Origin of the sequence: Streptomyces sp. NBC_01515, from assembly GCF_045040345.1 — a bacterium.
Classification (GTDB): domain Bacteria; phylum Actinomycetota; class Actinomycetes; order Streptomycetales; family Streptomycetaceae; genus Streptomyces.
In genome coordinates, this window is the sequence record NZ_CP109416.1 from 8,368,224 (window position 1) to 8,390,235 (window position 22,012).

Below are 22,012 nucleotides of genomic sequence, written 5' to 3' on the forward strand. Positions count from 1 at the left end.
GACGCCACCCGCGACCACCGGTACGGGCCCGATCCTCCCGGTCACCGCCCCCGCGACCACCGGTACGGCTCCCGCCCCCGCCTCGCCCGCGCGCGACGGCGTCTCCCCGCTCGCCGGGCACGGGCTGACGGACCGCAGGACGCGTGCCGCAGAGACCCGGCACGCCGCGATCACGCCGGGCAGTCTTGTCGCGCACGGGCACGAACTGTTCAAGAACTCCTACGTAGTTGAGGGCCTGAGTCTGCCGGGCACGGTCGCGGACGGGCAGTACTCGCTGGAGATCCAGGCGATCGCGCACCGGCCCCGGCTGCTGGACACGACCCGGCAGTACCTGGAGACGGGTGTCTCGGCCACCGACAGTGCCCAGCAGCTCAAGTCCCTCGGGAAGTCGAACCAGTCGGGCGGCACCGGCGTGGTGACCCAGAACCCGCCCGCCAAGTCGGCGGGGCAGGGCAACACCGGTCCGGAGTCGGACGGTTCGGTCTCCACCAGCCAGAGCGCGGGCAAGCCGGACAAGGACCAGTTCAACCCGTCGGTACGGTTCGGCAAGGTGTCCCGTACCGACACCGCCGACACGCTCTCCGCCAGTACGGGCGTCAACCGCACCCCCACTGAGAGCGGCACCCTGCACCGGGTGGTCGCCGATGTCACCTACGTGGTCACGGTCCGCGCGGGCTCCCGCACGCTCCTCAACGGGGTCGGCGAGCCCGGCACGGTCGAGCCGGTCACCTTCGCGGTGGACGTCCCGGACGGGGTCCAGTTCCTCATGACCCAGGGTCAACTCGACCGCGACGCACGGTGGATGGGCTCGGTGACCGGTCTCACCCCGGCGCCCGTCCAGGGCCACGCTCCGCTGCCGGCGGCGTACGTGCGCAACCGGCAACTGGGCCTCGGCGGCGTCCTCTCGGTCACCGAGTTCCAGCGGCCCCCGGCCCCCGCACCGGTCGCCGGCCAGATCCAGTTGGCGCCGGTCAACCCGAGGGAGCGACGCGGCCAGGTCAGGCGCGAGCTGATGACACTGGTCGAGGCCGAGGCACCCGGATCGTTCACCCCCGGGCACTCCGGTTACCAGCCCGGTGTGCACAGCCGGATCGCGCAACTCACCTCGACCGCCGGACTCCGCTCGCTGCCCGGACGCGGCCCGGACGGCACTCCGCGCCGGGCCACCACCCGCTTCCACTTCCGTCACCACGGTTACGGCGGTGAGCGGTTGGTCGAGGTCACGCTGACGGCGAGGCCTCGGCCGACCCAGAACCTGGCCGGCGTACTGGGTCTCTCGACCCCGGGCTCGGGCCTCGAACAGTGGCAGTCGCACACCTCGGCGGGCCGCACCACCACCCGTGCCACGGTCCGGCAGACGCAGCTCCCGGTCACGCTGGCCACCCGCTATCCCCGTCCGAACCAGGGCCCCGACCCGGCCAGGACGGACCGTTCGGCGCCGGTGTTCACCCCGCAGGCGGCCTCCAGCATCTCGGCCCGGCGGGCGACCACGGCGGACAACCGGTTCTGGCTGCGTACCGACAACGGGGCTGATTTCGACGGCCTGTTGTACGACTACGACCTGTCGGTTCGTTCCGCTCTGGTGACGGACTGGCCGCCGAACGTCGTCGGCGGTCTCATCCAGAACGGTGTCATCGCGTGGGCGGACGCGGACGGTGACGTACGCCAGTGGATAGACGAGTTGATGGCCCGGGGCAACCCGCGCACCAGCTCCGTCCCGGTCAGTCTGGCGCTGCGGTTCACCGGCACCGAGACCAACGCACCCGTACCGCAGCCCACGGTGACCGCCCCGTCGGTCGTCTCCGCCGTCGACCCGCGCAACAGGGCGCTGCCCGGCACGCCCGCCACCGCGTATCTCGCCGACGCGCAGATGTTCCACCCTGTGGGGCCGACCCCGGCGTTCCATTTCGACGGCTGGGCGCATCTGGAGACGGCCCTCAACGACGTTGCCCCGCGCGGCGGTCGAGGCTGGCACGCTCAGATCACCTCGGTGTCGGTGGAGGGCCAGGCCGTCCGGCTCGGCCAGTTGATCCAGGCCGGGCGGGTGTCCCTCGACCGGCCTCGGATGGCGGCGGACCTCACCCGCAAGATGCCCGGCACCACACCTTTCGAGGGAGCGCCGGATCAGCCTCCCTCGATCGCGGTCACGCTCTACAACCCGCGCCGCTCCACTCACGCCGACGACGTCACCCTCGACCAACTCCACAACACCACCGACACGGTGAGCACCGCGGCCGGTGCCGACCACTCCTTGGCCACCTCGTTCACGCAGCTCCTGAGCGGTGACGACGACAACCACGAGATCGCCGGGATCAGCGTCCCCCTCGCCCAGCGGCAGACCCAGCCGTCGACCTTCGGTGGCACGACCACCGGCAGTCGCCGCGACTGGCTGAAGTCCGGCAGCACGTCAGCGCCCGCCAACGGGGCGCGGGGGACACGGAGTTACGTCGTCGACGCCGACGCCCACCTGCTCGTGGAGGGACCCGAAGGCACCCGTCACGTCACCGGCACTGTCACCCTCCGCATCGAGGAGCGTGACCTGCTCGGCCATGGTCTGCTCGCTCCGGCCGAGTCCCCGCCGAACGTCCATGACCTGCCCGCGCTCGTCCCCGACTGGGCCACAGCGGAGCCGCACACGCTGCCCGAGCGCCTCAACTCGGCGATCCCCGCAGGCAGTCACGGTGTTCAGGTCTGGGTGGCTCTCGGTGCGGACCCGCAGGGTGAACACCTGGGCCAGGCCCTCTATATGGCCTCGCGTACGGCCGTGCTCGGCAATCGCCCGCTGGAGTTGATGACCCGTGACCCGCAGGGCATCCGCCGCTGGGAGTTCAACCCCGACGGTGCCCTCGTCACGGCCGACCCCGACCTGTCCACCGCGTGGAACGCCTTCGACGCCCAGGCCGAACTGCTGCACACCGCCACCGACACCCTCGCCGACACCCCGCAGCAGCTGAACCTCCGTTTCGCTGCCCGTCGGGAGGCCAACGGGGTGTACACGGCCGCCGTAGCAGCCCATGGGAAGGCGCGGCTCGCGGTCACGCATGCGAGGACCGCCCACGAGGCGGCGGTGGAGACGGCCGCCGAGTCCGCCGAGGCCGCGCGTGAGGCCGAGGAGTTGGTCGCACGGCTGAAGCGGGACTTCGCGGAGGCCCAAAGGACCGCCGCCACCTTGCCGTCGGTCATCGAGCGCCACGAGCGGGACGAGACCAAGGGCCGCCACGATCTTCAGACGGCGCTCGCTGCGCTGACGCGGGCGGAGAGCACGGTGCGCGAAGAGCGCGCCGCCGCTGCACGGGCTGCGGCTCAACAGGCTGCTAAGACCGGGCAGTTGAGTGCTACTCCCGCACCCGCACCCGCCCCCGTTGCAACCGGTGTCCCGCGCTCCCACACCCCTGCGGCCGATGTCGCCGCCGATCCGCGTGTCCAGGCGGTGCTCCCGGCGATCACCGCCGCCGACAACGCGATCCAGCAGGCCACCACCGCGCTCACCGCCGCCCGGCCGGCGCTGGCGCGGGCGGAGCACATCGTCGACGTCGGCCCGGCCCGCATCAGCCAGGAGGAAGAGAACCACAAGGACGCCGTGGAGGAGGCGCGGGAGGACGCGAAGGCCGCGGCTCTTCGGGCCGGCAACCTTCGGGTCGCCACGAAGAACGAGACCGTCGCCCAGGGCCGGGTGACCGAGGCCCGGACCGAGGTCGCCAACCGCGACGCGGAGATCGTCGCCGTCGTCGCCGCGCAGGTGCAGGCCGCGGCGGATCAGATGTCGGCGACCACAGCGTTGCCGGGTCTGTCCAGCGACGTCCAGGACAGTGCCCCGACCCCTGAACAGTCCCTGCGTACGACCTTCGCCACCACCCCGCCCCGCTGGCCAGCCCCCGACGGCCCGGCCGCCCCGCTCCCGGCCGGCGGCCAGACCCACACCCCGCCGCCCGCGGCCACCACCGGCACCACGGGGACGAACCCCACGACGACCACGACGACCACGACGAAGTCGGCGAAACAGCAGCCGAAGAAGACCGGGCCGGCCAAGTCCGGTACGAGCGACGGCAAGACCGACAAGGGCAAGAAGCCGGTCACCGGCAAGAGCACGGGCGTTGACAAGGGCAAGGGCGTCGACAACGGCAAGGCCAAGGGCAAGTCCCCGCTCGTACAGTCGCCCCCGCCGCCCGGCACGACCCCGGCCGCCCCGCTGTCCCCGTACGTCGACTCCACGGGCAACGCCGTCCCGACCCCCGGTGACGGCAACTGTCTCCTGTACGCCGTCATCGGCAGCGCGCCCCACCTGGTCCGCACCCGGCTCCAGCAGGCCGCCGCCACCGGCACCGTCCCGGCCCTCGCCCCGGCCACCGCCGGCTGGCTCGCCCGGCCCAATGACGTATGGCAGACCCTCACGACACTGACGGGTAACCCGCAGACCACCAACCGGGGATCAGGTCATCTGCGGGCCGCACGGCGGGGGTTGCAGGACCTGGTGCTGGCCCGGCTGGCGGCGGCGGGCGACGGCAGCCGGCCGCTCCCGCCGCAGGTGCTCGGCCAGCTCCGGGGCGTCCTCGCCGGTGAGTTCGCGACACGGGTGGAGAGCGCGCCCCTCGTCGACGTCGACGCCCAACTGGCCGAGTACGGCATCCAGGGTGTGACCCACGCCGAGGACCTGGACCCGGTCGACCTCCAGACCCGCTATCTGCAGGCCGTCTCGGCGCCGGGCGCCCCGCCCGCGCTGACCGGTCCCGCGCCCAGCAACCGCCGGATGTTCGCCTATCTCCGTGCGGCGAACGCGCTGCCGACGCTCACCACCATGACGCCCGACGAGCGCCGGTCGCTGCTGATCGCCGGCTACCACCGCAGCACCGCCGCACTCACCGAGTACGAGGCGGACGCGCTCGACGACGCGGTGCGCGACTGGTCGGACGCGTGGGCGAACCCGGTCGGCGACACCTTCCTGCCGCTGCTCGCCGACACCCTCGACGCCCCGATCCACGTCTTCCAGCCGGTGACCAACACGCCCACCGGTCCCCAGGGCGTCGTGCTGCGCTACGGCCCGACGACCACCAACACCCCGGCGCTGGAGGTCCACTACACGGGCCTGAACCACTACAGCGCGAGTGACGCGAACACCGGCACCAACCCGGCGACCGCCAACCCGGCGAACATCACCCCGTCGAACGCGCCCCGGGGTCCTGAGGACGCCAACAGCCTTGAGCCGGAGGGGCGTTATCGTCCCGCGCCGACCCGCAGCAGCGACGAGGACCGGCCCGCGTCCCGTGTCGCCGATCCGGCGCCGAAGGACTCCTGGCACGGCCTGCGCCCGTATGCCCGTCCCGCCGTGCACTCGACGGAGCGGTTCGATCCGCACGCGAATCAGAGCAACTCGCCCCGGCCCGGCGCGCTCAGCGGTGCGACGACTCTCATCCGTACGCAGGTCCGTCGTATCCAAGCCCCCAACGGCCAGTGGATACGGGACTACACGCTCAACCTTCCGGTCACCACGACCGACCCGGACCTCACCCGGCAGCTCAACGAGCGCATCAGTGGTCTGCTGGACACGCACCTCAACTCCGGTCTGGCGCTGCCCAGTTCACGCGACCAGCTCCACATCAACCTCAACCTGATCGCGGACCCGGCCCACCCCGAGACGATCACCCTCACCGACACCGAGAACCCGGGCCGCGCGGACCAACTCCACCTGGACCTTGGCCATTCCGACGAGGATCTGCTGCACGAGGTCCTGCACTACCTCGGTCTGCCGGACGAACAGCGCGACAACGACTTCCTGTTGCGCAACCACCCCAACAGCACCACCGTCCGGACGACCGGCCTCATGGCCACCACCCAGACCCCCGTCCACATCCCGCACCGCTACCTCCGCACCATCGAGGACGTCACCGCCGCCGGCCCTCAACTCCACGACCACACAGGCCAGGACGAGACGACGCCTGTCCGCGACCCCGACACCACGCCCATCCCCACGGACGCCCCGCTCACCTGGCCCACCTCCCACGCCCCGACCGCACAGCCACCCGCGCAGGTCCAACTCCCGTCCACCTACGTGACCTCCTACGGCGCGCTTCCCGACGGGACCGTCGGGCTGGTGTACGCGGAGCCGTTCTCCGACGAGGTGATCGCGGGGCTGCACGGGCAGGTCTACGAGGCGCTCGGGCTGGATGCCGACAACCCGCCCGAGGCGGTGCGCGAGCAGGTGCGGGGCGAGCTGAGCCGGGAGAATCTCGCGCTCCAACTGCCGTATCTGCGCTCGAACGGCGGGCTCCGCATCACCGTCCGGGTCGGTGGCCGTGATCGTACGGTCGATGTTCAGCTGACGCTCTCCGATGCGCGGGCGTCGTTGCGGCAGGGGCGTTTCGACCCGCGTGACGCGGACAAGCACGTCGAGCGGCGCGGGTTCGGTACGCGGGAGAACTTCTCCAGTCAGCCTTCGGGTACGTACCGGACGTTCCAGGTGCCGTGGACCGGCTCGTGGCCGATCACCGCGCCGACGGCGGTGCGGGCCGTAGACGGATCGCTGACGGCGGCGATCACGCACAACCAGGCCAGCGACGCGACGACCGTCACCCAGGCCGTCCAGACCACGTCCTCCCAGCGCTCCAACGAGCCCTCGGATCCTGTGGAGTTCACCACCCGGTGGCGGGTACGTGTCGACGCGCCCGCCGTCACTGCACCCATCACCGCACCCACCACCACGACCACCCCGGCACCGGACGGGTGGGGCGTGGCGGAGTCCCACGGGCCCACCACGATCTGGTTCCCCCGGCACCTCACCACCGCCGATCCGGCGCCGGGTTCGCTGCCCGCGCCCGCCGCGATGGCCGATCTCCCGCTCTACGGTGTCGATTCGGTGATCGATCCCCGGGCGCTGTACGAGCACGTCCACCAGAGGTTCCACGCGGATCTGGACGACACCGCGGCCGGGCAGGTCTCGGACTTCCTGTCCGAGCAGGTGCTGCGGGGCACGTTGCCCATGCAGGTGGACGGCGGGATCTACTCGCCGGTGATCACCGACGCCGACGGCAACGCGGTCGGCATGCTGCGTCTGGTCACCACGCCCGCCGTCGGCACGCCGTTGCGGCAGAGCACCCCGGGTCAGATCAACCTCGAAAGTCACCTGGTCAACACCGCGAAGGTGGACCTCTCTTCGCGGTACACCAGCGGTATCGGGGTCAGCGGAAGTGGCGCCGCCGCTCTCACCGGTGACCACGGCCAAGGCCATCCGGACGCCTCCAGCACCATCGGCGGCAGTCTCGGCCTGCGCGGGCAGACGCAGGCGACCGTCACCAACACGTACAGCGCGAGCAGTTCCGCGGGCACGATGCACGCGATCCGCACCAACCGCGGTCATCTCCTCACCCCGTCCGGTGTCACCTACCAGGTCACCCTGATCCGGCCCGACGGCACCGAGACGAGGGCCCCGGCGCTCACCCAGACGCACGGCATGGATCTACGGGTCCTGAGCAAGGCGGACGCGACCGGGCACACGCCGACCGCCGCCGAGACGCGCGAACTCCCTGACTCCCTGGAGCGGTTGGACGGCATCGGGCTGAGCGCGGCCCCGCTCGACGTCACCGGTACGGACGGACTGTTCGACGAGGCCGAGGCGTGGCTGCGCTGCGAGGGCTTCCTGCCGCCGAGCCCAACGGCCCCGGCCCCCAAGGGAGTTGGCGCGCGGCTGAAGCAGGCCGTACGCAACCACGAGCCCGAGCACCAGATCCGGCTGCACGCCCAGCTCAACAACCTGCGCCGACTGCGCGAGGCCCGCTCCCGCACCGGGCTGCGCGCCGCGACCGACGCGATGGTCGACGGCGGACACTCCCTGCACTTCGAGGTGCCGAACAGCACCGACACCGGCGTCCGCCGCGTCCGGCTGCTCCTCTCCGCCGACCGGGACGCCGGGCAGGCCAGCACCCATCACCTGGTCCTGCCGGGCATCCAGGTCATGGGCCTGGCCCAGATGGCGGGCAGCGACGCCGAGCAGCGCGGTGAGTCGTACGGCGGCGCGCTCGGGCCGATGGCCAGCGTCAGTGGGCCGCTGGGGAGTTGGGGGTCGATCGGGTTCGGGGCCGACTATCAGTACGGCCACCAGGTCACCCACGGCGACACCGTGGGCGGCGCGACCTCGCACGACCAGTTCTACATCGGCACCGGTCAGGACAGTCACGAGTTCAGGGTGCCGGTGCGGTTGGCCCTGGACCTGTACGCGGACGACAGCGACCAGCCGAGTGAGCGGTTCGGGCGGAACGTGAACCAGGCCCTCGCCCCGGCCCCGGCCGCCGCTCCGGCCCCAACTGTCACCGGTGCGCCGCCTGTTGCCCCCGCGCCGCCCGTCCCACCGTCGACGACGGTCACCGGTTCACTGCGGCTGGCCGTACCGCACGGTCGTACGCAGGCGCCTTCGGCGACCCCCGCGCCGCGTGCCGGACGGGCCGACGGGGCGCCGCGCCGGCCCAGCGCGGTCGACAGGGCGCGGCTCGACGCGACCGATGCCACCGGCACCCCGCGCCCGGAACTGGTGCGGATACCGGACGACGCGCTGATCGACACCGTGCGCGGCTCCGCCGCCATCGAGTCGGTCTTCCAGCGGGCCGCCACGGTCATCCGCAACCAGGCCCAGGCGGCGACGCCCACCACCCCGGCCACCGGCCCGATCCTCCCGGTCACCGCCCCCGCGACCACCGGTACGGTCCCGGCGACCACCGGTGCAGCCCCGGGTACCGCCCCCGCTCCGCCCGCCCGCGACGGCATCTCCCCGCTCGCCGGGCACGGGCTCACGGACAGCAGGACGCGTGCCACCGAGACCCGGCACGCGGCGATCACGCCGGGCAGCCTCGTCGCGCACGGGCACGAACTGTTCAAGAACTCCTATGTAGTTGAGGGCCTGAGCCTTCCGGGGACGGTCGCCGACGGCCAGTACTCCCTGGAGATCCAAGCCGTCGCGCACCGGCCCCGGCTGCTGGACACCACCCGGCAGTACCTGGAGACGGGCGTCTCGGCCACCGACAACGCGCAACAGCTCAAGTCCCTGGGAAAGTCGCACCAGTTCGGTGGTAGCGGGGTGGTCACCCAGAACCCGCCCCCGCAGCCGGCCGGGCAGGGCAACACCGGTCCGGAGTCGGACGGTTCGGTCTCCACCAGCCAGACCAGCGGCAAGTCGTACAAGGGCCTCTTCAACCCGTCGGCACGGCTCGGCTATGTCGCGCGCACCGACACCGCGGACACCCTCTCCGCCAGTACCGGCGTCAACCGCACCCCCACCGAGAGCGGCACCCTGCACCGGGTGGTCGCCGACGTCACCTACCTCGTCACGGTCCGCGCGGGTTCCCGCACCCTGCTCAACGGCGTCGGCGAACCCGGCACGGTCGACCCCGTCACCTTCGCCGTGGACGTCCCGGACGGCCTCCAGTTCCTCATGACCCAGGGCCAACTCGCCCGTGACGCACGGTGGATGGGCTCGGTGACCGGTCTCACCCCGGCGCCCGCACCGGCGTTGACGGTGGCCCTCCCGGCGCCGTACACCCGTAACCGGGAACTGGGCCTCGGCGGTGTCCTGTCGGTCATCGAGTACGACCGGCCCGTCGCCGCCCCCGTCCCCACGACCGGGCCCGCCGCCGGGCAGATCCCGCTGGCGCCGGTCAACCCGAGGGAACGGCGCGGGCTGATCGGGCGCGAGCTGCTTGCGCTGGTGGAGGCCGAGGCACCCGGAGCGGTCACGCCGGGGCACTCCGGCTACCAGCAGGGCGTGCACAGCCGGATCGCGCAGCTCACCTCGTCCGCCGGACTACGTTCGCTGCCCGGGCGCGGCCCGGACGGCACTCCGCGCCGGGCGACCACCCGCTTCCACTTCCGTCACCACGGTTACGGCGGTGAGCGGCTGGTCGAGGTCACGCTCACGGCACGGCCCCGGCGGACCCAGAACCTGGCCGGCATCCGGGGTTCCTCGACGCCCGGTTCGGGCCTCGAACAGTGGCAGTCGCACACCTCCGCCGGCCGCACCACCACCCGCGCCTCGGTCCGGCAGAAGCAGCTCCCGGTCACCCTGACCACGCGCTACCTCCGACCCAACCAGGGCCCGGACCCGGCCAGGACGGACCGCGCCGCGCCCGTGTTCACCCCGCAGGCGGCCACCAGCATCTCCGCCCGGCGGGCCACCACCGCCGACAACCGCTTCTGGTTGCGCACCGACAACGGGGCTGATTTCGACGGCCTGTTGTACGACTACGAGTTGTCCGTCCGCTCCGCGCTGGTCACCGACTGGCCGCCGAACGTCATCGGCGGTCTCATCCAGAACGGCGTCATCGCGTGGTCCGACGCGGACGGCGACGTAAGCCGCTGGATAGACGAACTGATGGCCCGGGGCAACCCGCGCACCAGCACCGTCCCGGTCCGGCTCACGCTGCGGTTCACCGGCACCGAGACCGCCCTGCCCGGTGTCGGCGGCCCGGTTCCGGTGAACGCCCCGTCCGTCGTCTCCGGCGCCGACCCGCGCAACACCGTGCGGCCGGCCGGTCCCGCCGCCGGGCCATATCTCGCAGACGCGCAGATGTTCCACCCGGTGGGACCGACCCCGGCGTTCCACTTCGACGGCTGGGCGCACTTGGAGACGGCGCTCAACGACGTTGCCCCGCGCGGCGGTCGAGGCTGGCATTCACAGATCACGTCCGTCTCGGTGGAGGGACAGGCCGTCCGGCTCGGCCAGTTGATCCAGGCCGGGCGGGTCTCCCTCGACCGTCCCCGGCTGGCCGCCGACCTCACCCGCAAGATGCCCGGCACCGCGCCCTTCGAAGGGGCACCCGACCAGGCCCCGTCGATCGCGGTCACGCTCTACAACCCGCGCCGTTCCACCCATGCCGACGACGTCACCCTCGACCAACTCCACAACACCACCGACACGGTGAGCACCGCGGCCGGTGCCGACCACTCCCTCGCGACCTCGTTCACGGAACTTCTCAGTGGTGACGACGACAACCACGAGATCGCCGGGATCAGCGTCCCGCTCCTCCAGCGGCAGACCCAGCCGTCGACCTTCGGCGGCACCACCACCGGCAGCCGCCGTGACTGGCTGAAGTCCGGCAGCACCGCCGCGCCCGCCAACGGGGCGCGGGGGACGCGGAGTTACGTCGTCGACGCCGATGCCCACCTGCTCGTCGAGGGACCGGAAGGCACCCGTCACGTCACCGGCACCGTCACCCTCCGCATCGAGGAACGCGACCTCCTAGGCCACGGACTCCTCACCCCGGCCGAGACCCCGCCGAACCTCCACGACCTGCCCGCGCTCGTCCCCGACTGGGCCACGGCCGAGCCGCACACGCTTCCCGAGCGCCTCAACTCCGCGATCCCGACGGGCAGTCACGGTGTTCAGGTCTGGGTGGCTCTCGGCGCGGACCCGCAGGGCGAACACCTCGGCCAGGCGCTCTACGCAGCGTCCCGCACCGCCGTGCTCGGGAACCGCCCGCTGGAGTTGATGACCCGTGACCCGCAGGGCATCCGCCGCTGGGAGTTCACCCCCGAGGGCGCCCTTGTCACCGATGACCCCGATCTCACCACCGCGTGGAACGCCTTCGACGCCCAGGCCGAGCTCCTGCACACCGCCACCGACACCCTCGCCGACACCCCGCAGCGGCTGAACCTCCTCACCGGCGCCCTCCAGCAGGCCAACCGGGCGCACACAGCCGCCGTAGCAGCCCACAGGAAGGCGCAAGTCGCGGTCAAGAACGCGACCGACGCCCACGCGGAGGCGCAGCAGGAGGCAGCCGACACCGCCGAGGCCGCGCGCGAGGCCGAGGCGCTCGTCGCGCGGCTGAAGCGGGATCTCGCGGAGGCCCGCAACACCGTCACCACCTTGCCGTCGGTCATCGAGCGGCACGAGCGCGACGAGACCAAGGGGCGTCGCGACCTCCTGACGGCGCTGGCCGCGCTGACGCAGGCCGAGCACACGGTGCGCGAAGAGCGTGCCGCCGCGGCACGGGCCGCCGCTCAACAGGGCGCGCAGAACGGGCAGTTGAGTGCCACCCCTGCCCCCGCTCCCGTCGCACCCGGTACCCCGCGCTCCCACACCCCTGCGGCCGATGTCGCCGGCGACCCGCGTGTCCAGGCCGTGCTCCCGGCGATCACCGCCGCCGACAACGCGATCCAGCAGGCCACCACCGCGCTCACCGCCGCCCGGCCGGTACTGGCGCGGGCCGAGCACATCGTCGACGTCGGCCCGGCCCGCATCAGCCAGGAGGAGGACAACCACGAGGAGGCCGTTGAGGAGGCGCAGGAGGCAGCGGCAGCCGAGGTCGACGCGGCCGGCAGACTGCGGGTCGCCCAGCGCAACGAGACCGCAGCCCAGGGCCGGGTGACCGCGGCCGAGACCGAAGTCGCCCGCCGCAACGGGCTGGTCGCCGCCGCCGTCACCGCGCAGTTGCAGGCCGCGGCGGATCAGATGTCGGCGACCGCCGCGCTGCCGGGTCTGTCCAGCGACGTCCAGGACAGTGCCCCGACCCCTGAACAGTCCCTGCGTACGACCTTCGCCACGACCCCGCCCCGCTGGCCCGCCCCCGACGGCCGCGCCGCGCCCCTTCCGGCCGGCGGCCAGACCCACACCCCGGCGCCCGCGACCAACGCCGGTACCACCAACGCCGGGACCACGACCACGACCACGACGAAACCGCAGCCGAAGAAGAGCGGGCCGCCCAAGTCCGGTACGAGCAACGCCCAGACGGATAAGACGGATAAGACGGATAAGACGGGCAAGGACAAGAAGCCGGCCGCCGACAAGAACACGAGCAAGACCACCAGCACCGGCAAGACCACGGGCACGAGCAAGGACACCGGCAAGACCACAGGCCTCGACAAGGGCAAGGGCAAGGCCAAGGTCACGACCTCGCCGCCCGGCACGACCACCGCCCCCGCGACCCCCCTGACCCCCTACGTCGACCCCACCGGCAACGCCGTCCAGACCCCCGGCGACGGCAACTGCCTCCTCTACGCCGTCATCGGCAGCGCGCCCCACCTGGTCCGCACCCGCCTCCAGCAGGCCGCCGCCACCGGCACCGTCCCGGCCCTCGCCCCGGCCACCGCCGCCTGGCTCGCCCGGCCCGACGACGTACAACGTGCCCTCACGACGATGGCGCAGAACCCGCAGTCCAACGACCGGAGATCCAATCAACTGCGGGCCGCACGGCAGGAGTTGCAGAACCTGGTGCTGGCCCGGCTGGCCGCCGCACAGAACGGCAGCCGACCCCTCCCGCCGCAGGTCCTCGGCCAGCTCCGCGGCGTCCTCGTCACCCCCTTCACCGCGGCGGTCCAGAACATGCCCGCCGCCCAGATCGACAACGAACTGGCCCGCTACGGCATCCAGGGCGTGACCCACGCCGAGGACCTCGACCCGGTCGACCTCCAGACCCGCTATCTGCAGGCCGTCTCGGCGCCGGGCGCACCGCCCGCGCTGACCGGCCCCGCGCCCAGCAACCGCCGGATGTTCGCCTATCTCCGTGCGGTGAACGGCCTGCCGACCCTCGCCACCATGACCACGGACGAGCGCCGGTCGCTGCTGATCGCCGGTTACCACCGCAGCACCGCCGCGCTCAGCCCGGACGAGGCGAACATGCTCGGCAGCGCGGTGGGCGACTGGTCGAACGCGTGGGCCAACCCGATCGGCGACACCTTCCTGCCGCTGCTCGCCGACACCCTCGACGCCCCGATCCACGTCTTCCAGCCGACCTCCGACCCGCTCGCCGGCACCACCGCGACCGGCGGCCCCCGCGGCATCGTCCTGCGCTACGGTCCGACGACCAACACCCCGGCGCTGGAGGTCCATTACACGGGCCTGAACCACTACAGCGCGAGCGCCGCGAACGCGAGCATCACCACGTCCCAGGCGCCTCGGGGTCCCGGAGACGCCAACAGCGTTCAGCCGGACGGGCGTTACCGTCCCGCGCCGACCCGGGACGCCGATGACGACCGGCCCGCGTCCCGTGTCGTCGACCCGGCGTCGAAGGACTCCTGGCACGGCCTGCGTCCGTATGCCCGTCCGGCCGTGCACTCGACCGAGCGGTTCGATCCGCACGCGGACCAGGCCAACTCGCCCCGCCCAGGCGCGCTTAGCGGTGCGACGACCCTCATCCGTACGCAGGTCCGTCGTATCCAGGCCCCCAACGGCCAGTGGGTTCGGGACTACACGCTCAACCTTCCGGTCACCGCGACCGACCCGGACCTCACCCGGCAGCTCAACGAGCGCATCAGTGGTCTGCTGGACACGCACCTCAACTCCGGTCTGGCACTGCCCAGTTCACGCGACCAGCTCCACGTCAACCTCAACCTGATCAGCGACCCGGCCCACCCCGAGACCATCACCCTCACCGACACCGAGAACCCGGGCCGCGCCGACCAACTCCACCTCGACGCCAGCCACTCCGACGAGGACCTTCTCCACGAAGTCCTGCACTACCTCGGTCTGCCCGACGAACAGCGCGACAACGACTTCCTGTTGCGCAACCACCCCAACAGCACCACCGTCCGGACGACCGGCCTCATGGCCACCACCCAAACCCCCGTCCACATCCCGCACCGCTACCTCCGCACCATCGAGAGCGTCACCGCGGCCGGCCCCCAACTCCACGACCACACAGGCCAGGACGAGACCACCCCGACCCAGAACCCCGACACCACCCCCATCCCCACCGACACCCCCCTCACCTGGCCCACCTCCAACGCCCCGGTGGCGGCGCCCTCTTCGACGTACGTCCTCGACTACGGCTCCCAACAGGACGGCAACGTAGGCCTGGTGCTCCTCGAACCGCTGTCGGCGGACGTCGTGAGCGGGCTGCACCAGCAGGTGATGACGGCGCTCGGGCTGGGGGACGCGCCGGACACGCACCCGGTGCGGGAGCAGTTGCGGACGGTGGCGAGTGCCGAGGCGCTGGTGCTCAACCTGCCGTATCTGCGCGGGAGTCTGGGGTTCCGGGTCAGGGTGACCGTGGACGGCCGGGAGCGGGACGTGGACCTGCGGATGGGGCTCTCGAACCCGCGGGCGGCGGCCCGGTACGGGCAGGCCGAGGGTGCCGAGCGGGACGTACGGGTGGAGCGGCGCGGCATCGGTTCGCAGGAGTCCGTGTCGTCGGAGGTGTCCGGCAACATCCGTACGGTGATGCTGCCTTGGACCGCGTTGTTCCCGGTGGGCAGGGCGATCCCGGTGCGCGGTGTCGATGCCGCGGTGACCCTCGCGCTGACCTTGAACCAGCTCTCGTCGAGCGCGTCGGTGGCGTCGGTGGTGACGTCGACGACGGCACAGCGCAGCAACGAGCCGTCAGAACCGTACGACTTCACCGCCGTGTGGGAGGTACGGGTCGACACTCCCGCGCTGGCCGCGCCCGTCAACTGGTCGCCGGAGCAGTCGCACGGGCCGGTGACCCTCTGGTTCCCGCAGCATCTGGCGCGGGACGAGGACGGGGAGCTTCCGGCGGCGGCGGGTCTGGGCGTGCTGCCGATCTGGGGCGTGGACACGGTGGCGGAGCCGGGGCGGCTGCTCGCGGAGGCGCTGCAGAACTTCAGCACCCAGCTGGCGGGGTTGGGCAAGGACTCCCGGGCGGAGCTGGAGACGTTCCTGTCGGAGCCGTTGCTGCGGGGCACCCTGCCGATGCAGCGGGAGAGGGGCGTCTTCTCGCCGGTGCTGCTCGACACGTCGGGGCGCGCGCTCGGCATGTTCCAGTTGCTGACCGACGTGGACGTGGGCGATCCGCTGCGGCAGACCGTCGCCGGGAAGGTCAACCTGGAGAGCCACCTCACGCAGTCGGTGAAGCTCGACGTCCAGTCGAAGTTCAGCAGCGGCGCGTCCCTGTTCGGGAGCGTCGGCCCGGCGCTCACCGGCGACCACAGCGAGGGCCACCCGGCGGCGACGCGGCGGGTCGGCGGCGGTGTGCTGGGGCGGGTCTCGGTCCAGGCGGGGACGAGCGACGCGCTGAACCAGAGCGCCGGCGCGGCGCTGATGCACGAGGTGCGCACCAAGCGGAGTCACCTGCTGGCGCCGGCCTCGGTGGAGCACACGCTGGTGTTCCACCGGCCGGGCGGCGGGCGGGACGTCTTCGAGCCGGGCGCGTGGCGGGCCGGGATGCAACTGCGGGTGATGGCCGCCGAGGACGCCCGGGGTCATGTCCCGTCGGCGGAGGAACTGCGGCGGCTCCCGGCGGAGTTGGAGCATCTGCGGTCGATCGGCGCCAGCGCGACACCGTTGGCCGTGGAGGACGCCGAACGCCTCTTCGTGCCCGCCGAGAACTGGCTGCGCGACGAGGGCTTCCTGCCCGCCGACACCAACGTCCGCAACCGGGTGCTGCCCGACGAGGCGCTGGTGCAGGCCCAGTTGGACAACCTGCGCCGGTTCGAGCAGACCCGGTCGCAGATCGGGCTGCGGGCCGCGACGGACGCCATGCTGGACGGCGGCCACTCGCTCTTCCTGGAGATCCCGACCCTGACCGGCAGCCGCCGGGTGCGGCTGGTGCTCAGTGCGGAGCGCGGCGCGGGCGAGAGCAGGCACACCACGGTGCTGCCGCACGTGGAGACCATCGGCCTGGTCTCGCTGTCGACGGTCGCCACCGACCAGAACGGCTCGCAGTACGGGGTGTCGTACGGCGCCGGCGGTTCGCTCGGCATACCGGTGCGCGACGGCGCGTGGACCCTCGGCGGTACCGCCGACTACGTGCGCTCCCACCAGGTGCAGCACGACAACAGTGTGCAGTTGTCCCTCGGGCACGACCAGCAGTTCCAGGGCACCGGGGAGGGACAGCGCAGCGAGGTGTTCGAGGTGCCCGCCGCCTTCGCGCTCGACCTGTACGAGGGCCCGGGGGAGGAGTCCCTGGTGCGGTTCGCGCCCCTGGCGGCCGTGCGGCCGTACGACCCGCACGGCGCCCCGGCGCCCGGCCCGAACGACCCGCCCGCGCCGCCGCCGCCGGACCGGGTGCGGGGGATGCTGAAGCTGGCGGTGCCGACGTTCCGTACGCTGCCCGCCGACGAGGCCGTCCCGGCTCCGCCCCCCGCGCACACCGTGCGGGCCGCCGACGACGCCGACCACACGGCGCTCGATCCGACCGACGAGCACGGCACCCCGCTGCCCGGCTCGGTGCCGCTCCCCGACGACTCGATGGTGGAGGTGTTCCGGGCGTCGGCCGCGCTCGACGACGCGTTCCGCGCGGTCCTCGGCAACACCTACCAGGGGCATCCGGCACGCGGCCTGATGGACGGCGTACGGGACACGGTCGCGGGCCTGACTCCCGCTCCGGTGGCGCGTGTCGGACGTGCCGTCGGCGAGTCGCTGGCCGGTGCCGCGGCCACCGATCCGACCACGGTGACGGCGGAGATGCTCAGCGCCGCCCGCAGCCCCGCCGCCCTGCTGGCCCGCGGCCACCAGGTGCTCAAGGGCGCCTACGTGATCGAGGGGCTCACCCTGCCCGGACTCGCCGCGGACGAGGTGCTGTCGGTGGAGATCCGCGGCACCCTGCGCAGGCCGCGGGCGTCGGCCGAGATCACGCAGTACTTCGAGACCGGGCTCAACGCCGGCGACGGCGCCGGGCAGCAGCGCGGGGTGGCCGGCGCCGCGCAGTGGGCGGGCGGCTTCACCGCGGTCCGCAACAGCTCCTCGGCCCAGACTCCGGGCTCCGACCAGGCCGCGGGCAACGACGGCGACGTCGGCGGCCTCGGTGACGGTGGCATGCGACGCCGCGCCGACGAACCGGCACAGCAGGAGGGCAGCGGCTCCACGACCGGTTCCGCGTCCCGCGGCGCGACCTTCAACCCCTCCGGCCGCTACACCCGCACCACCCGCGGCGAGAAGGGGCGGGCGCTCGCCTCCTCGACGGTCGTGCACCGCACGGCCACCGAGGGCGGCGCCCAGCACCGCGTCACGGCCGACGCGCTCCTGCTGGTCACGTTCCGCCGCGGCACCCGCAACGCCGTGGGCAACGCGATCGGGCAGGGCGAGGGCCGCGCCGTGACGGTGGCGGTCGAACTCCCGGACGCCGTACGGTTCTTGGTCAGCCCGGCCCAGATCCGCCGCCACCCCGCCTGGTTCGCGACCGTGCCCGGTCTCACCATGCCCGCGGCGACACCGCGCTCCGTGCCGCTGCCGCGCCGCTTCATCGCCTCCCGCGAGGTGGGCCTCGGCAGCGTCCAGGCGATGGACCAGTACACCGACGCCACCCGCACCGTGCACCGCCCCGACCTGTTGCGCCAACGACTCGTCGCCCTCGTCGAGGCGGAGGCCCCCGGCACGACCCGCCCGGGCCACGCGTCGTACCTCTCCGGCGTCGACACCCGCATCGCCGACCTCACCTCCACGGCCGGCCTGCGCACCCTGGCCGGCCGGGGCCCCGGCCGCGTGCAGCGCTTCCGCTTCCGCCACGTCGGCTACGGCGGCGCCCGCCTCGTCGAGGTCACGCTCGCCGCCGAGCCGGACGCCGACGACCACGAGCTGCGACAGGTGCGCGGCCACGACGGGGCACAGGGCGCCGGTATCGAGCAGTACCTCGGCCACACCCCGTCCGCGGTGACCGACCGGACCTCCCACAGCACCCGGCACTCCGTGTTCGCCCAGCTCCAGACCCGGCTCCCGAGGCCCACCGGCGGCCCCCGCACCGACCGGGCCGCCGCACTGCTCGGCGCCGACACCGTGCGCGGCAACTCGGCGCGGGTCACCCGGGCCGCCGAGGACCGGCACTGGCTGCGCACCGACAACGTCGCCGACTTCGACGGCGTTCCGTACCGGGTCGTCGCCACCGTACGGTCCTCACTGACCGTCGACTGGCTGGTGGACCTGCCGGGCAGCGTCCTCCAGCACGGCGTGCTCAGCCTGACCGACGCGGACACCCCGCTCGCCCAGCGCATCGCCCACCTCTTCCTCGGCCGCCGGCCGCGGACCAGCACCGTGTACACCGCCGCCGCGCTCCGCTTCACCGGCAGCGAGGCCACCGGCCCCGCCCGGCCCGACGCACGGGTGCCGGTGAGGCGGTCGGCGGAACCGCCGACGCCGACCGGACACCGCTTCACGCCGGGCGGCCCCGCACCGGTCTTCTCCTTCGACGCGGGCACCGAACTCGCCGCCGCGCTCGCCGAGGTGGCCCCCGCCCCCGCCCTCACCCGCTCCTGGCGGCGGCTCGCCGCCTCCGACTCCGCGGACGCCACCGCCGTACGGGTCGGCGAACTCCTCCAGGCGGGCACGATCGAGCTGGACCACCCGCGCCGTCCCGCCGGCATCACGACCACGATGCCGGGCGCCTACCCGTTCCAGGGCGACCCCGACACCCCGCCCCGGCTCTCCGTGCAGCTGTACCGGCCGCGCCGGGAGACCGACACCGGCGACGTGACCATCGACCGGGTCCGGCTCAGCACGGTCGGCGCGGGCTCCGCCTCGCACGCGGGCCTCACCGGCAGCCTCTCGGCACAGGGCGCCTTCAGCCTCCACGACTCCAACCGCCAACTCCTCGGCTTCACCGCGCCGGTCCTGGCCCGCCCTGCCCAGGACCCCGGCACGGGCGCGGCCGTCGCGGGCACCCGCCGCGAGTGGCTCAAGCACGGCAACACCTCCACCCCGGAGGACTCCCGCGGCACCCGCAGCCACGAGATCCTCGCCGACGCCTTCGTCACCGTCCACGGCCCGCACGGCACCCGGTACGTCTCCGGCACGGTCCGGCTGCGCCCCCTGGAGCGCGACCTCCTGGGCCACGGCGTCACCCCGGGCCGCACGGACCCGGGCGTGTACGACGGCGCGTCCCTGATCCGCGAGGCGGCCGACGCCCAGGCACCGACCGCCCCCGCGGACGAGGCCCTCCGCGACTGGCGCAGGATCTCCTTCCGCGACCTCCCGACCCTGACGGTCGACGGCATCCGGGCACACCCGGCCCCGCCCGCCGACACCATGCTCCAGCTGTGGCTGGCCACCGACGGCACCGCGAACCAGACGGCCCGCGCCCTGTACGCCGCCTCGGGCGCGGCCGCGTTGCTACGGCGGCCGGTCGAGCTCGCGCTGCGGGACGGCGAGGGCGTGCGGTTCCGGCGGTTCGACGGCAACGGGGACCCGGAGGGGACACAGGAGGCGGACGAGCGGGGTGACGAGGAACTGGACGACAGGGGTCCGAGCAGCGCGGGCCCGAGCAGCGCGGTGCGGGGCAGCTCGGATCAGGGCGGTATGCGCCGGCGTGGCATGGGCCGGGGAGAAGCGGGCCCGAGCGGCGTGGGCCGCGACGACGCGCTCCACGACGCCGGTTGGACGGCCGTACGGAATCAGGTGCGCGCACTGGAGGAGGCCGCGCGGGCGGAGCACGCCGCGAACACGGAGGAGCGCCGGCTCCTGGACCACATGGACGATGCCCAGCGCGTGTTGGACGAGGCCGAGCCGCCGGTGCGACAGGCGGAGCTGGACCGGGACGACACCCGCGCCGCCGCGCACACCGCGGCCACCGAACTCACCGCCGCCGAGCGGGCCGTCCCGGTCGCCGAACGCACCGACCAGGAACGGCGGGCCCGTGTAACGCAGTTGACCACGGATCTCCAGGGTCAGACCGAGCGCGTGACGGAAGCGACCCGGGTGGCGGGGGAGTACCGCGACGCGGTCCGGACGGCGGAGGAAGAACTGACGGCGGCGGAGGTGGCCGTACGGGAGGCGGAGGAGGCCGCGCGGCAACGTCCCGCCAACTCGTCGACCCGGGCCGGGAGTTCACGCCGAGGCGAAGGCAACTCCCGCTCGGACGACCTCGATTCCCTCGCCCGGCGCGAGGAACGCCGGAACAGGGCCCGCACCACGCTGGACCAGACACACATCGAGGCCGCGGCGGCCGACCGCGCCGTCGACGCCGCCCAGCACGCCGCCCGCGACACCAGGCACCGGCTCGGCCTGGCCCAGGACGTGGCCCGCCACGCCGCCGACGTCCTGACCCACGCCCGGGACACGGCCGCGACGGCGAGCACGGCGGACCGCACGGCCCGGGCGGCGCTCATCGGAGCCACCGCACGCCACGACCAGGCGATCACCGCACGGAACGAGGCCCAGGAGGCGGTCAACGCCCTCCGGCGCGAGATCGCCGACACCCTCGCCGTACAGGCCAGGGAGGCGGCCCGGCAACGCCACGCGGAACGGGACCTCGCCGATGTCGTCACCGTCCTGGAGACCCGGCGAGCGGAGGCAGGCGACGGCACGGTCCCCCTGCCGACGGGCTCCCTGGCCGCCACCCCGGCCACCTGGCCCCACCGCACGCCTCGCCCGACACCGGCCCGCAACGAGGCGGGACCGGCGGCCGAACCGGCGGCCGAACCGGTGGAGGACCCGCAGGCAGACCCTGAGGCCGAGCCCCAAGTGGCGCCCCAGGAAACGGAGTTCCAGCCGGTCGGAGCCGAGAACGACACCGACGAGGAATCGGAAGACGACCAGGACGACCCGGCCGACCAGCACGGGCAGGGCGGCCAGCTCGGTGACGCCTCCGGCGACGCGCGCCACCGCCCCGCCGTATCGCGTGCGCAGCGCCCCGAGACCTTCGCCCGCTCACTCGCCCAGCTGCTCTCCGACTCCGACGCCGCCCCCACCTGGTCCCGGGCCCGGGACCCGCACGGCGCGCTGCTCGCCTGGGTCCAGGCCGATGTGGCGGCTCACGGTGCCCCCGACGACCCGAGGTTCCCGGCCCCGGCCACGGAGGTGTCGACCGACGCGTTGGCGCAAATCGGTGCCCTCACCGAGGAGTTGCGGGCCCAGGCGATCCTCCAGAACGGCATGGTGACCGTCGCGGAGGCCGGACTGGACGACTCCGCCCGCCTCGCCCTGGTACTGGCCCGCCCCGACACCCCCTTCTACGTGGCCACCCTGGCGGCACTGGTCGTACGGGACACCGGGCACCCGGTCCAGGTGATCAGTCCCGGCGACCGCACCCAACGCTTCGGCCCGGCCGACGGCACCCCGCTGACCTTGTATTTTGACGGCAACCGGTTCTCGATCAACCCGCCCGCCCCGGACGACGACTGACCGGTCGTCACCCGATCCCCTTTCTGG

General features: G+C 73.2%; 1 protein-coding gene (running past one end of the window). It reads left to right on the forward strand.

What is annotated here, in order from left to right; genetic code table 11:
* On the forward strand, positions 1 to 21,985 hold the 3' portion of the coding sequence (locus tag OG407_RS37750) for a hypothetical protein (RefSeq protein WP_405864203.1). The gene continues 14,522 nt to the left of window position 1, outside the view; 21,985 of the gene's 36,507 nt are visible here — the last part of the coding sequence; the start codon falls outside the window, past its left edge; the stop codon is at positions 21,983 to 21,985.
* Positions 21,986 to 22,012: the final 27 nt, after the last annotated feature.